The 16,739-nt window shown below is 54.8% G+C and carries 5 protein-coding genes; 4 read left to right on the top strand and 1 reads right to left on the bottom strand.

Annotation, left to right across the window (positions count from 1 at the left end; all coding sequences use genetic code 11):
- Positions 1-13 precede the first annotated feature (13 nt).
- The 4 genes from Sj15T_RS12190 (at position 14) to Sj15T_RS12205 (ending at position 16,033) form a co-directional block, all read left to right on the top strand.
- The gene (locus tag Sj15T_RS12190) at positions 14-544 is read left to right on the top strand and encodes a protein-lysine palmitoyltransferase (protein WP_013041271.1); all 531 of its coding nucleotides are present in this window, start codon (positions 14-16) and stop codon (positions 542-544) included.
- Complete coding sequence (locus tag Sj15T_RS12195; RefSeq protein WP_013041272.1) at positions 535-915, top strand: SEL1-like repeat protein; 381 nt, start codon at positions 535-537, stop codon at positions 913-915. Before Sj15T_RS12190 ends, Sj15T_RS12195 begins: the two co-directional genes overlap by 10 nt.
- Entirely contained in the window at positions 905-1,489 is a 585-nt protein-coding gene (locus Sj15T_RS12200) for a hypothetical protein (protein ID WP_148225575.1), read from the top strand. The genes Sj15T_RS12195 and Sj15T_RS12200 overlap by 11 nt, the downstream gene beginning before the upstream one ends.
- 231 nt (positions 1,490-1,720) lie before the next feature.
- Positions 1,721-16,033 (top strand): calcium-binding protein, encoded by a 14,313-nt coding sequence (locus Sj15T_RS12205; protein WP_253720664.1) that lies wholly within the window; start codon positions 1,721-1,723, stop codon positions 16,031-16,033.
- Position 16,034: 1 nt separating this feature from the next.
- On the opposite strand, the gene Sj15T_RS12210 is transcribed toward Sj15T_RS12205, so the two are convergent.
- Positions 16,035-16,739: a DUF6118 family protein gene (locus Sj15T_RS12210; protein WP_013041276.1), complete on the bottom strand. Its 705-nt coding sequence runs from the start codon at positions 16,737-16,739 to the stop codon at positions 16,035-16,037.

The following is a 16,739-nucleotide window of genomic DNA, read 5'->3' on the forward strand; positions in this document are numbered from 1 at the left end:
AAGGAAATATTCGATGACAGCCGATCAAAACGAGGCACGGGTGCCAAAACCTGTGACCGTCAGCCATATTTTTGGCGAGATCGTATGGTTGCTGAGCCAGTCGCCCCGCCATGCAGACGTTACGGCGGTCGAGATGAACTGGTTGTTGATGCCCCCTATTCTCCGTCGCCAATTTCACATCTTCCAGGAAGGTGAACGTCCCATCGGGGCAGCAATCTGGGCCATGTTGGACGAGGCTGGCGAACAGAAGGTGATGAAGGGTTTGCGCGAGACCGGTGCAAAACTGGAAGATGCAGAATGGACGGCAGGAGATCGCTTGTGGCTGGTCGAACTGATTGCTCCTTTTGCGACGGTCGAAAACCGACACGCTGAGCTTATGATGGCGGATCTAATAACAGGCCCATTCAGCAAACGGGCCTTCAAGATGCTCAGTACAAATCCAAATAGTGGAGAATCACAGGTCGTCTCAATCCCGTCCGATATGGGGGAACGACTTGTCCAGAGCACATTGGAAAAAATGGGAGCATCCGGCTCATGTCAATGACTCTGCGATCGGCAGTCGCTGCCGCTGCGATCATCCTCAGTTCAAATTCCCTTGCTCAAAACGGCTCGGATTGGACCAATGCCAGTCTCGCTGAAGTTCAGAGCGCAGCAAAAGGCGGGCTTAAAACCGCGCAATATGAACTTGGCCGCCGCTATGAAGAGGGGATTGGCCTTGAACGCGACACAAGTAAGGCGCGCAAGTGGTACAAAAAAGCCGCCGGAGACACAGTTGATCAAAATTTCGTCTATTCGGGTCCGGTAGGTAGCGAACAGCATGGACGGGCGATCAAAGTGGGCCGGCCCCATGTACAGCCAGGACTCCCGGCGGCGGCTACCCGGCTAAAGGATATGGAGCGTGCTGATGAGCGATGAATGCGACCTTTGGCGCAATGTGGAGGCTAAATCGGAAACTTCTTTCCGTCGCAGTCTTTCGCCAATTCTGCGCATCATTGTTTCATCGTTCTTGCTCATCGGCCAAAGCGGCTGCGGACGAGGTGGTTATGATGTAGACGTATATGGCAAAGCCGCAAAATACACGACCTACTCGATCACAGAGAATCCAGGACCTCGAGAATGTGGAATTCTGATTGTTCCAAAGTCTTTCACATGCTCGACAATAAAATCACTATTTCCGAAAGAAGTCGCTTCATCTCGCTTCGATGAAATAGAGATAATGCCCAATGGCATCCCAGATATTGCAGGAAATATGAACTGCGCGCCCACGGTATGTAAAATTGATGGTAGTCAGTTGTTTGTATCTCAACACGTACTTGGAAATATCTGCCGACTGGAGTGTGGGATATTTATAATTGATTCACCAAATGTGAAAATAGCATTTCTTTACAGTGTTAAGCAGGGTGATCGTCGAACAATTGAAAAAATTGTATCTAGTCATGTCATTTCTAGAAGCGATTACGCTTCTTTGATTAAACATGTATCGGAGTGATATATGAGCAATTCTAATATTATCGACGGAACGGCATATCAGTCCGGTATCGGCCCAACGCTTAGCTTGGAAATTAGAAATTCGATATCGGCTGTAATCAGTAGATATAACAATTTGAAAAGGGCGCCATCCGAATATCAGGCAAGATACATTGGGTTGGTCAACAGAAATGCTCAAGCGACTGCGAGAATAGTTGCAGAACGGCAGAGTCAGATCGGTCAAGATTGGAACTTGGCCAATTCCGAAGTGAAAATTGATGGCTTCGGAGTGCCATATCGAGTCGATGGATCAGTTATGGTCGTTCTTGCTGAAAAGTACGAATGGCGACCGATTGGTATTGGCGGAAAGGCTGGCCAACCTCAGGAAAACAAAATTGGGTCCTTTGCCGAGTACGATGGTTTTTATAATCGAATTGTTATAGCCCCTTGGTTTGCTCAGGCGCTTTGGGAAGGCGACGTCAGATATCTTGGTGCTGACGGAGGATGGCATGAATATACGTTAGCAGACGTGATACATCACGAATACGGTCATGCGGCCGATAGCGTTTTCGGAGGAGGTTCGGAGGCGGATGGTCTAGTAAATCAATCCGCAGAAAAGATGGAGGAGATATGGGGACTTGCTGGCGGGAAAGCGCCAAGACTAGATCATGCAACCCTTCAATTTAGGGATTTGAACGGAAACTGGATTTCTTCTGAAGGGTTCTATTCTCAGACAAGTCCTGATTTTGAAGCAGCACAGGAAATTGTCAGTTACTACAATGAGATGTTAAACCTTCCAGATGAACCTTTTCTTCTGAATTCTACAACAGATAATTTTAATCCAAGTAAAGGCCAATACCTTTATCTCAATAATGGATCTTCGGTGTCCTTGTCCGGGCATGGAAACATAGTCAGTGGTGCTAACCTCAATATCACGTTAGATTACGACTCTTCGGTGTTCATAGAGGCAGGAAGCGCTGAACTTTCCATTGGTGGAATAATATTCCAAGTAGGCGCTATTAGTAGTTCGACAAATTCTTCAGGGATGTATGACTCGTTGATGATCCCTAGAGGCGTGGTTGTCACGGTGTCTCCCCAAGGTGACATTGAAGCGCAGTCTTATGATTTTAAGACGATAAGCTATGACCCAAGAAGTAAAAATGCGGTCTATCAGGTAACCAGTCAAGATGAGTTCGGTAGATCTGTCAAGCAGATTTATACTGCGAATCTGTCTAATAACACGTTTGATTTCACCGGTGATAGGACTGTTGTCGACGGTGCATTGACCATCGAGCAACATCCAAACTCGGGTACGGCGATCCGGCTAACCGACTCTCCAATTAATATCGACTTTGTCGATGCGGCTCAAATTATATCCGGGACACTCGGGCGTTTCGTTGCGGGTGGGGACATCCTTACCGAGGTCGTTTCGTCAGCTATCCTAAATACAATTTCTTCCAACTTTGGCGACGTACTCAATACAATTGCGTTCGATAGCGGCGTAGCTACATCTCACAATCTGGAACACGCATTCGATGGAATAGACACAGAACTTCTTCAAAACCTCAAGGCGGCCGGAATTGGAGCGGTTAGCTCGTACCTGACAGCTCAACTCATTGATGTCTTAGGCATTGATGGTCTTCCAGCAGAAATCCTAAACACTGCCGCAGGGCAAGCTCTCAATACTATAATATCGAACCTAGCAGGCGTTAACGCTAATCCTTTTAATGGGGTTGGAGGAGGCCTCGCCAATGTTGGAGCGAGCTTCGTTGGTAATAAACTCGCTTCTGAGATCGGGAATTGGGACGAGGTCGGTGAACAGATTGGCTCTCAGATTGGGAGTGCGATCGGCGCAGCTATTGGCGCAAGTACAATTATCGGTACTGCAATTGGCGCGTTCTTTGGCAATTTGATCGGCGGTTTGATTGGAGGCGTCTTCACCGGTGCACCTAAGTCAGGTGCCATCCTTGGCTATGATGAGGCAACAGGCCAGTTCCGCGTTGAAACGGTATGGAAGGAAGATGGCGGTAAACGCGCTGTGGCGCGTCAACTGGGAAATACTGCGGCAACGACCCTCAACGGCATCTTGGCCTCGATCGGCGGGGAATTGTTGAACGGCGATGACGTCGAAGCGGGTTCCTACGGGATGCGCAAAAAGGCTTTCGTTTATTGGAACGATGGCACTTCCAGCGACAATCGTATCAAGTTCTCGACGGCCTCCGATCTCGTGGAATATGGGGTCATGAAGGCAGCGCAGCAGATGGAGATTATCGGCGGCGATATCTATTCTAAGCGCGCTTTCTATCTCACCATGGCGCGAGGGGCGGTGACCAGTTCGAATGGCGACGGTGCAACCGCGGACGACGGAAAATCCTCGAACAATGTGGATTTCGGCCTGGATCTTTTGCTCGGCAATTTTGCCGTTGCGGACCGGCTGAAAGTCTATCTGGCGAATTCCGCGTCCATCAACGCGCTGATTGCAGCGGAGCCGGATTCGGTGTTCACTACTGACTGGCTGATCGCGCTTGCGAGTGCCAGTGAACTGGGCCTCCTAAAGCGTAACGAGCATGATTGGGACGGCGGTTTCTCCTATTTATTGGATCGAGGGAATGTGGACGCCCGCAACGTCGGCTTCCGCTTCGAAACATCTTCCCGTGAAGGGAACGGTGAGCGTGTCATGTATCTCGACGGGGCGGCGCTCGAGGATACGATCGACACGGGATCGAAGACGATCGTCCAGGGAGGCGCGAGCGATGATGTGCTCACGGCCTATGCAGGAGGAGCGCGAGACGGCGCTGCGGCCGGTACAGCTTATCATATCGCCAATGTGTTCCATGGTGGCGATGGCGATGATCGGATTGTTGCGGACGACACTGGTGATGATCTTTTTGGCGATGGCGGCAATGATCTTCTCGTCGGCGGAAAGCTCGACGATTGGTTGTTCGGTGGTGCAGGTGACGACGTTCTCGATGCTGGCGGCGGCAGCGGGAACGTACTGATTGCGGGCGAGGGTAATGATCGCCTCGTAGGCTCAAACGGCGTTTCGGCCGATCCCATGGACAGTGGATCCGATTGGCTTTTGGGTGGCCTTGGCAATGACCGCCTGTACGGTCTCGGCGGTGATGATTATTTCGAAGGCGGCCAAGGATCGGATTTCATCGAGGGTGGGAAAGGAAGCGATACCATCATCTTCCGCGCTGGTGACGGCACGGATCGGATATCTGATATTGGTACGGACGAAGGCGACATTGACGTCATTCAGTTCGGCGATGGGATAGCTCCCACTGACGTTGGAGTGGTCGCGAGTTCTTCCAGCATCGACATGTCAATGCTTCTGGGTGCAGGCGGTGACCGCATCGATCTCCGGGGCGCAGCGTTAACATCGCGCGCAGGCATCGAATTTTTCGACTTCGGTTCGACGATCTGGTCGCGCGGGCAAATAACTGCCCAAGCGATCTTTGCCAAGAATGCTGGTAGCATCATTTCCGGCTCGGGCACCGCGGAGAGTGTCGATGGTACTCGCTATGACGACGCCCTATCGGGCGGCGCTGGTGATACACTCAGGGGCGGCTATGGTTCGGACAGCTATCGGTTCGCGCTAGGTGACGGAGTGGTCACGATCGACGAAAGGAGTTTCGCGTCCGATCTCGACATCGTTACTTTTGCAAGCAGCATCGCGCTCGCTGATATTACCGTTACGGTGGATCCCGATGCATCCCAGGATTTGATCGTGCATGTCGGAAGCGCTGGCGACCGGTTAATCCTCAAAAACCAAGACATTGATTCAGGCGTGAATTCCATTGAGGAGCTTCGATTCGCGGACGGTACCAGTCTGACCCTCGGCGACCTGTACCAAATGGTGCTGGGTGGCGCCTTTACAGCAGGGGCAGATGTAAAAACCGGTCTCGATCAGTCCGATCGCTTTGCCAGCGGCAATGGCGACGACACGCTGATCGGTGGAAAAGGTAACGACAATCTGATCGGTGGCTTCGGCTTGGACACTTATGTTTGGAATCTGGGCGATGGCCATGACCGTATCGAAGACAGCAATTTCACGGAGTATTTCTACCCTGCCTGGGCGGGCACGAACACGCTACGCTTTGGAGCGGGCATATCCGCGAGCGACGTGATCCTGTCGCGCGACCCTGCGGACCGGAACAATCTGCGCGTCACATTCACGAACGACACGGGTTCTATCCTGATCGACGATCAGTTCATTGCCACGCGTTATGGCGACTATGGCTGGGGCATCGAAACTTTCGTCTTCGATGACGGCACGGTCTGGGATCGCGCGACGATCATGAATCAGTTGCAGCCCGGCAGTCTGACCAGCCTTTCGGACACTTTCTATGGCAACCATTTCGGGGAAACGGTCGCAGCCGGAGCGGGCGACGACCATATCGCTACTGGCAACGGTGACGACACCTTGGCCGGTGGGTTGGGTAACGACAATCTGATCGGCGGCTTCGGCTCGGACACTTATGTTTGGAATCTGGGCGATGGCCATGACCGTATCGAAGACAGCAATTTCACGGAGTATTTCTACCCTGCCTGGGCGGGCACGAACACGCTACGCTTTGGAGCGGGCATATCCGCGAGCGACGTGATCCTGTCGCGCGACCCTGCGGACCGGAACAATCTGCGCGTCACATTCACGAACGACACGGGTTCTATCCTGATCGACGATCAGTTCATTGCCACGCGTTATGGCGACTATGGCTGGGGCATCGAAACTTTCGTCTTCGATGACGGCACGGTCTGGGATCGCGCGACGATCATGAATCAGTTGCAGCCCGGCAGTCTGACCAGCCTTTCGGACACTTTCTATGGCAACCATTTCGGGGAAACGGTCGCAGCCGGAGCGGGCGACGACCATATCGCTACTGGCAACGGTGACGACACCTTGGCCGGTGGGTTGGGTAACGACAATCTGATCGGCGGCTTCGGCTCGGACACTTATGTTTGGAATCTGGGCGATGGCCATGACCGTATCGAAGACAGCAATTTCACGGAGTATTTCTACCCTGCCTGGGCGGGCACGAACACGCTACGCTTTGGAGCGGGCATATCCGCGAGCGACGTGATCCTGTCGCGCGACCCTGCGGACCGGAACAATCTGCGCGTCACATTCACGAACGACACGGGTTCTATCCTGATCGACGATCAGTTCATTGCCACGCGTTATGGCGACTATGGCTGGGGCATCGAAACTTTCGTCTTCGATGACGGCACGGTCTGGGATCGCGCGACGATCATGAATCAGTTGCAGCCCGGCAGTCTGACCAGCCTCTCTGATCGGTTCGACGGCATCCAGTTTGATGAAGTGGTCGAGAGCGGAGCCGGGAATGACTATATTACGACCAATAACGGCAACGATACCCTGATGGGCGGGACGGGCGACGATAATCTGATCGGTGGCTTCGGCTCGGACACCTATGTGTGGAATCTAGGCGATGGTCACGACCGGATCGAGGACAGCAATTATTCGGAGACCTTCTACCCTGCCTGGGTCGGTACGAACACGCTGCGTTTTGGAGCGGGCATATCCGCCAGCGACGTGATCCTGTCTCGCGACCCTGCGGATCGCAACAATCTGCGCGTCACCTTCACCAATGACACGGGCTCGATCCTGATCGACGATCAGTTTATCGGCACACGCTATGGCGATTATGGCTGGGGCATCGAAATCTTCGTGTTCGACGATGGCACCGTCTGGGATCGCGCAACGATCAACAGTCAGGTCGTGGTGGTCACCTTAAACAACATCCAGGGAACCGCATCTAACAACACGCTTTTGGGCATGGGCGGTGACGACGAGATTAGCGGGTTGGATGGAAATGACACGCTCGACGGTGGTGCTGGGAACGACCGGCTGGATGGCGGCAATGGCGATGACATATTGTCCGGCGGCCTGGGCGATGACTGGCTGAGCGGCGGCGCCGGCAACGACACCTATCTCTTCAATCTGGGCGACGGTTGGGATGTCCTCCAGGACAGCAGCGGCACCGACACAGTAAGATTCGCTGCCGGTATTTCCGCTGGCGATATTCGCCTGAGCCAGGTCAGGCAGGATGGCGACGTGGATGGCATCATGTTGTCCATAGCAGGGACGACCAACCGTCTGCATCTTGTTGGCCAGAACGGCGCTAACCGGATCGAGCGATTTGAATTTGCCGATGGCACGGTATGGACCGATGCGGATCTGAGGCAACATCTCTATAGTCAGGTACTGACCGCGGGTGATGACATCGTTCGCGGCACGGCCTTTAACGACACGCTGTCCGGCATGGGTGGTGATGATGAAATCGCCGGTGTGGATGGCAACGACACACTCGATGGCGGTGCTGGCAACGACCGGCTCGATGGCGGCAATGGTGATGATCAGTTGTCCGGCGGCTCGGGCGATGACTGGCTGAGCGGCGGCGCCGGCAACGACACCTATCTCTTCAATCTGGGCGACGGTTGGGATGTCCTCCAGGACAGCAGCGGCACCGACACAGTAAGATTCGCTGCCGGTATTTCCGCTGGCGATATTCGCCTGAGCCAGGTCAGGCAGGATGGCGACGTGGATGGCATCATGTTGTCCATAGCAGGGACGACCAACCGTCTGCATCTTGTTGGCCAGAACGGCGCTAACCGGATCGAGCGATTTGAATTTGCCGATGGCACGGTATGGACCGATGCGGATCTGAGGCAACATCTCTATAGTCAGGTACTGACCGCGGGTGATGACATCGTTCGCGGCACGGCCTTTAACGACACGCTGTCCGGCATGGGTGGTGATGATGAAATCGCCGGTGTGGATGGCAACGACACACTCGATGGCGGTGCTGGCAACGACCGGCTCGATGGCGGCAATGGTGATGATCAGTTGTCCGGCGGCTCGGGCGATGACTGGCTGAGCGGCGGCGCCGGCAACGACACCTATCTCTTCAATCTGGGCGACGGTTGGGATGTCCTCCAGGACAGCAGCGGCACCGACACAGTAAGATTCGCTGCCGGTATTTCCGCTGGCGATATTCGCCTGAGCCAGGTCAGGCAGGATGGCGACGTGGATGGCATCATGTTGTCCATAGCAGGGACGACCAACCGTCTGCATCTTGTTGGCCAGAACGGCGCTAACCGGATCGAGCGATTTGAATTTGCCGATGGCACGGTATGGACCGATGCGGATCTGAGGCAACATCTCTATAGTCAGGTACTGACCGCGGGTGATGACATCGTTCGCGGCACGGCCTTTAACGACACGCTGTCCGGCATGGGTGGTGATGATGAAATCGCCGGATTGGACGGCAACGATACGCTTGATGGGGGGAAGGGCTCCGACCGACTTGAAGGCGGCAACGGGAATGACATTTACATCTTCAATCGCGGGGACGGTCGGGACGCTATCTGGGACTCGGGAGGCAGCGACACTGTGCGTTTCGGCGCCGGCATTGCGCCCGGCGACCTCGAATTCACGCAAGCACAGCAAGATGGAGACAGCAACGGCCTCACCCTTGCTATAAAGGGCACAGCTGATCAGTTATACATCATTGGTCAAGCAGGTGGTTCGCTGATAGAGCGTTTCGAATTCTTCGATGGCTCCGTCTGGACTCCCCAGATGCTGACCGACCTCAGAACATCTAACAACATCGGTGGCCAACAGGTCGCGGTTACGATGGGCGATGATACCATCGTTGGAACATCTGGAACCGATACGATCCGCGGCATGGGCGGCGATGATGCGCTGCGAGGTGGTATGGGAGCCGACACATATCGGTTCGCCAGGGGGGATGGCTTCGATACGATCTACGATCCGGATGAAGCGGCTGCAACCGACGTTCTGATCCTTGATGGGATCAACAGCGGCGATGTCGCTGTCATGTTCTCCCCGACGGATACGGATGACATCATTCTCTACATCGATGATCAGAGCATCGTCTATCTCGATCAAAATCGCGTCGGCGGCAAAACCGGCATTGATGAGATACGTTTTGCAGATGGAGCGATCTGGGACCGCGCAACGCTCCTGGCGAAGGCGAGCGGTGGTCAGGGAACGGTCGGCAACGATCTACTGATCGGCTCGAATTTCGCCGATACCTTGACTGGTGGAACCGGAGATGACCGGCTCGTCGGCGGAGCGGGCAATGATATCTACGTCTACAACGCTGGTGACGGAAATGACGTCATTGTTGACTCGGCGGACAGTGCCGATTCGGCAGCAGCGACGGGTAACGTCTTGAGCTTTGGGCCGGGCATTACGCTGGCAGATATACGGCTCACCCGCAATGCAGTGGATGGACCGCTGATCATCAGCTTTGCCGGACAAGTGGGGTCAGTCACTCTGGAAGGCTCAGATGTCGATGGCCTTGCCGGGGTGCAGTTCCTCAAATTTGCTGACGGCAGCGTCCATAGCATGGCTGACGTTCGACAGGCGGCCCTGACCGGCCAGGCCACAAGTGGCAATGACCTGATCGAAGGCTTTGCGACGGCTGATACCCTGACTGGTGGCGCCGGCAATGATACGCTGATCGGACGCGGCGGTGCCGACACCTATCATTTCGCGCTCGGCTACGGGGAAGACACGATCATCGAGAGCGACGGTGCCGCTAACAAGCTCGTATTCGGAGCTGGTATCGCCACAGCATCGCTGCGCCTGTACCGGACGATCGATGCGCCAGATGATCTGATTATAGCCTTGCCCAATGGCACTGACCGAGTTGTGCTCAAGGACCAATTGTCTTCTTCTGGACGATCCGGCGTTGCTAAGATCAGTTTTGCGAACGGGACTGTTTGGGATCGGGATAAGATTATCGAGCAACTGCTCTCCCAACCCGCGACGCCCTATGCCGACTATCTCGTTGGCAGCGATTCTGCTGACAGCATCGATGGCCTTGCAGGGAATGATTTCATCGAAGGCGGGAAGGGCAATGACATTCTTGCCGGTTCCGATGGCAATGACATTCTCTTTGGCGGTATCGGCAACGATGTCCTCTACGGGGGCGAGGGCGACGACATTCTCTCCGGTGACCAAGGCGTCGATACGCTCGATGGAGGCAATGGCTTTGATACGGCCGACTACAGTTTCTCCCTCGATAGCTGGAACATTGATCTGGCTGCCGGGACGGCATCGATCATTCAGTCGACGGGTACTGCCCCCACTGAGACGCTCATATCCATAGAGTCTGTCGTTGGCGGCCTTGGAAGTGACCGGATAAAGGGTAGTGACGTTGCCAATCGAATCCGAGGTGGCGCCGGCAACGATATTCTCGAAGGCCGAGGTGGAGACGATGTCTTCATTGTCGAAGGCGACGAAGAGGGCATCGATACGATCGATGGCGGCGAAGGCTATGACCGTATCGAAGCTGCGGCCGACGACACCATCATTGGCTTGTCCAGTCTGGCGAATGTCGAACTGATCGCCGCAAATGGACATGCCAACGTGCGGATTGAAGGGACGGACGAGAATGATGTTCTCGATCTCTCTGCCGCAGAATTGAGCGGCATTGTCTCGATCGACCTTGGCGCAGGAAATGATATTCTGACAGGCACGCTGGGCGCCGACACCATCAATGCGGGCGCTGGCGATGACATCATCCGTTATGTCGGGCAGGGAGCCGGTGCCGACGTGGTGGATGGGGGCGAAGGCGTCGATCGGATCGAAGCCGCTGCAGACAATGCTATTATTCGACTGGCATCCTATCAGAATATCGAAGCCATTTCTGGCGGGCAGTTCACAGGTGTTGTCCTTGTGCGTACGGATGCTGCCGAAACGACCAATCTTAGTGGGCTGTCGGTTAGCGGGCTATCCCGGATCGATCTGGAAGGCGGCGATGATATTTTCATCGGGACGAACCAGGCCGAAACGGTGCGAGGCGGTCAAGGTAATGACACGCTTTCGGGTAACGGCGGCGACGACATTTTCGATTATGTCGGGACAGCTAATGGGATTGATTCGATATCGGGCGGTGACGGTTTCGACACGGTTCGTGCATCTGCAGACAATACCAGGATCGTCCTGTCTTCGCTCACCTCGGTAGAACGTCTGACAGGTAATGGTTATGCGAATGTCGTTGTTGAATGGGGGGCTAGCAACGATATCCTCAATTTCTCGGCAGTTGTTTTGGACGGACTGACGCTTGAGACGGGGGGAGGCAATGACTCTGTGACTCTCACCGGCGGCGGAATCGTTCTGGTAGGGGGAACGGGTAATGATACGTTCACCGTGTCGGGCAATGGCGGCCATACCTTCAAATTTGGAGCAGGTGATGGCAACGACACGCTGACTAATCCTGGTTCGGGCTATGCACGAAATGACATCCTACAATTGGTCGGTCTTAACGCCGATGAAGTCAGTCTGACTCGTAGCGGCGATCAGTTGAAGGTCGCCATCACGGCGACTGGAGAAGTTTTCAACGTTGCTTATCAGTTTTGGGGTGAGGCGCAGGGTGCGCAATATGGACTGGGCAGCATCGCGTTCGCCGATGGTACAGTCTGGGATCGAGCACGTATTCAGCGCGAGGCGCGGATACGCGGTACAGCTGCGGGCGAAAGAATTGACGGAACATCCGCCCCAAATACCATCCAGGGTAATGGGGGGGATGATTTTCTCCTCGGCGCTGGGGGAGATGACATCTACCTCTATGCCTCTGGCGACGGCAATGACCACATTGTTGACTACAACAACGGTGTTGCCGACAGTGATACGCTCAAGCTGATAGATCTCAACCCCGGTGACGTAGAGTTGCGCCGCTCGGGGGACCAGCTCTATGTTAAGAATTTGACGACAGGTCAGGAAATTTGGGTCGAAATCCAGTTCCACTCATCCACGCGATACGCGATTGAAAATATCCAATTCGCTGACGGTACGATCTGGGATCTCGCACGGATCCAACAAGAAGCGTGGTACAGGGGGACCGTAGGTGCCGAGACGATCGACGGGTCTGGTGCTGCCGATACGATCGTAGGCAAACAGGAGAATGATTTCCTTCGGGGCGGACAAGGCAATGATACCTATGTCTATGCCTCAGGTGACGGCAATGACCATATCGTGGATTACAATGGTGGCGTTGCCGACAGCGACACGCTGAAACTGGTCAACCTCAACCCCGGTGACGTGGAATTGCGCCGTTGGGGGGATCAGCTTTACATTAAGGATCTGACAACCGGCCAGGAAATCTGGGTCGAAATCCAATTCCACTCATCCGGGTCATATGCGGTTGAGAATATCCAGTTTGCTGACGGTACGGTCTGGAACCTTGCACGTATTCAGCAGGAGGCTTGGATTAGGGGCACAGCCGGTGCTGAGACGATCGATGGGTCTGGTGCTGCCGATACTATCGTAGGCAAGCAGGGGGACGACTTCCTTCGAGGCGGACAAGGCAACGACACCTATGTCTATGCCTCGGGCGATGGCAACGATCACATTGTGGATTATAATGGCGGAGTTACCGACAGCGACACGCTGAAACTGGTGAACCTCAATCCTGGTGACGTGGAGTTGCGCCGTTCAGGGGATCAGCTTTACGTCAAGGATTTGACGACGGGGCAGCAAATCTGGGTCGAAATCCAATTCCACTCATCCGGCTCATATGCAGTTGAGAATATCCAGTTCGCGGACGGCACGGTCTGGAATCTCGCCCGGATTAAGCAGGAGGCTTGGTATCGTGGCACGTCAGCGGGCGAACGTATCGACGGCAACTCTGAAGGGAATACCCTTCTGGGAAAAGAAGGAAATGATCATCTCGTCGGAGGCGCGGGCAGTGACACATATGTGTACCAGTCTGGGGATGGGAGCGACCGGATCGAGGACAGTCCCTCGACTACAACAGATGTAGACCGCCTTGTCCTCTTGGATCTTAATCCTGACGATGTGACTTTTAGCCGCGTAACGTCAACGGGCTATATGAAGGTAAATGCCACCGGTGAGGTTTTGACAATCGACTATCAGTTTTGGAATGAGTTGGTGGAATCGCGGGGTCTTGAAGAGATCCAGTTCGCTGATGGTACAATCTGGAACCGCAGCCAGATTTTAGCGGCGGGATGGTTCCGCGGTGGTGATGGAAATGATTCTCTTTCCGGCTATGCTACTGCGAACACCTTCGAAGGTGGAAAGGGTGATGATTATCTCGTGGGCGCAGCCGGCGACGACACCTATGTCTATCGTTCTGGGGACGGCAGCGATCACATATGGGACTATAATGCCGGAGCCAGCGATACCGACACATTGAAGCTGGTTGATCTTAATCCAAGCGATGTAGAATTGCGCCGTTCCGGAGACCATCTCTATGTCAAGGATTTGACCACCGGGCAGGAGATTTGGATCGAATACCATTTTTATTCAGATAGCAGGGACGTAGTCGAACGAATCCAGTTCGCAGATGGAACAGTTTGGGATCGGAGCAATATCGCTGCTTTTGTCGCCACAGCTGGGAACGACACTATTACCGGGAACAGCGGTGCAAACATCCTGCGGGGTTTTGCTGGCGACGACGGGATTGTCGGTCTGGCCGGGGATGACACGGTTTATGGTGATGATGGAAACGACCTGCTTTACGGGGACGGGCTTGGCTCGACCGGACCCAATCTAATCGTCAATGGAAGTTTCGAGGAGCAGGGTACCAATCCAAGCTACCAGTCGTGGGGTGTCTGGTTGGATGCGATACCTGGTTGGATCAAGAGTAATCCAGGTCGATATAACCAAACAAGCTCAGGCTTTTCCGGCATCCCATCGACGGAAGGACAATATTATCTGGATCTTGATGACGCCGGTCAGGTCGGCGGTAACATGGATATCCGCCAGATGATCGGTGGTCTCACCGCTGGAGAGACAATGCTGCTCTCTTTTGATCACGCCAATTCGCGGCAGTCGGCTAGTGGATTTTTTAACGTTTATTGGAATGGGCAGAAAGTAGCTTCGATCACAGATACCAGTTTGCAGATGCAGACGGAGAACATTCTTGTCACGGCGATCGCGGGCGATAACGAGCTTCGGTTCCAAGGTACCGGTGCGGAAGATGGCTTGGGGGCCGCACTGGACAACATCCGGATGTCTACAGCTGCACAGACCATAAGCAATGACATGCTCTATGGCGGTGCCGGAACCGATTATCTCGATGGCGGAGCTGGCGATGATCAACTCGACGGCGGGGACGATAACGATATGTTGTTCGGTGACGGCCTGCTGCCAATCGGTACAAACCTCATTGTTAATGGCAGCTTTGAAAGTCTTGGCCCCAATCCAAGCTATCAGGGTTGGGGCGTCTGGTCGGATGCGATGCCCGGATGGACGAAGACGAACGTGGGACGCTTCAACCAGGTTTATTCTGGCAATGACGGCTCTTACGCAACCGATGGGCAGTTCCTGCTCGATCTCGACGATGCAGGCCAAGCGGGCAGCAATATGGATGTTCGCCAGACCATCGGCGGCTTAACCGCCGGCCAGGCACTGGCTCTGACGTTCGACCATGGTAACCCCAGAAACTCGGATAGTGGCTTTTTCGAAGTTTATTGGAACGATCAGTTGCTTGCGACGATCACCGATCTCGGAGGGCAGATGCGGTCGACCGAGCTTCATGTGATCGCGGCTGATGGTGACAACGTCCTGCGCTTCCAAGGAATTGGTGCGGGAGATGCCGTAGGTGGACAGATCGACAACGTTCAATTGTTCGCAACGCAATCAGCAGGGACAGGAAGCGATATTCTCACCGGCGGAGCCGGTAACGACTGGCTTGACGGTGGAGCAGGCGCTGACATGGCTGTGTTTTCTGGCGCTATGGCCGATTACACGGTCGTTACGACGAACGGCACCGTCACTATCGTCGACAGCCAACCTTTACTTGACGGCAATGACGGCACCGATACTTTGGTGGGGATCGAGACAGTCTCATTCAGGGATGGTTCGCTCAACCTCGCAGCCCCGATCGTTCTTGACCTCAATGGCAATGGTGTTTCCCTGGTCGATAATAGGAACACCAAGGTTAGCTTCGATTGGGACGGCGATGGTCAGAGGGATCAGACCGGTTGGATTGGCAAGGATGACGGTTTACTGTTTATTGATCGCGACGGCAATGGAACCGTCACCAATGGCGGCGAACTGAGCTTCACCAGCGACAAGGAGGGCGCCAAATCCGATCTTGATGGCTTGCGGGCTTTCGACAGCGATGGCGATGGCATCTTGTCGTCCGCCGACGATCAGTTCGACCGATTCAAGGTCTGGCGTGACAAGAACGGCAATGGCCAGGTCGACAAGAAGGAAATCCTCTCCCTTCAAAAGGCTGGGGTCGCCTCGATTGACCTGACTGGCGAAGCGGTCAACCAGAACTGGGAATGGGGCGAAAACATTACCGTCAATACCGGCTCCTTTACCCGCACGAACGGCACCGTGGGTTCGTTCAGCGACGTTGCCCTGAGCTATGATACCAGCACTCCGCAGAACGCAGCCATCAACAAGGCCGCATCGCAGTTGAGCGAGGCGATGGCTGGCTTCTGGGACGGTCGGGGCACCGCTGCATTCGGTAAATTTGAAGCTCTAGCTGAACGAAGGGATAATTTCCTGGCCGCAGCCCGTGGCGGGTGGCGGTAGTTTATCGGAGATTAGACTGGCCGCCATGGCCGACGACAATAGTGCATCCTATAGGCCGCTCGGATTTCCGAGCGGCCCTTTTGCAATCGCCCAAGGCTTTCCGATTGTCGTGTGACAGCGCCACGGCATCGCCGACCGCCCGCCAGGACGTTAGATTGCCTGCTTCCATAATTCGCATGCCAGCTTCCCATAAGGTGGGTTTGTCTACCATCTGCGCCGCCATCCATTCCGGGGCATGCCATTTCTCCGGCAGGGACCGGATGATCGCGCCGGGCAGGATCGACCAGAGCAGCATGCCCAGGAGGAATGCGCTGATCCCCACCCACAACAGAAGCTCGAACTGTTTGTCGGATGCCCGGCCGCGCCCGATCATGCTGTCGAGATGGCCGAGCGATCGGGACAGGACGTTCCGCGCTTCATCCAATGCCTTGCGATCCTCCGCCCGCACAGCTTGCGCAGCCTTGTTGATCTCCTGCGCCATGGCCGCTGGCGGCAGGCGGACCGCCGGGCTTTCCTCAATCTGCCTCAGGCGTGCTCCAATCACCTTAAGCGCCTGATCCATGCCGCCCAGCGTCTCGCTGTAGTCGGGCATATTGTCGCGGGCGGCGGTGAGACCCTGGACCGCGCGGTGGAGAAGGCTGAGTTCGCGGCGCACACCCTCGAAAGCTTCGGCAGGATCGGTTTCTTGGGGTTCTGAATGTGGCAT

Source organism: Sphingobium sp. TA15 (assembly GCF_037101235.1).
Classification (GTDB): domain Bacteria; phylum Pseudomonadota; class Alphaproteobacteria; order Sphingomonadales; family Sphingomonadaceae; genus Sphingobium; species Sphingobium indicum.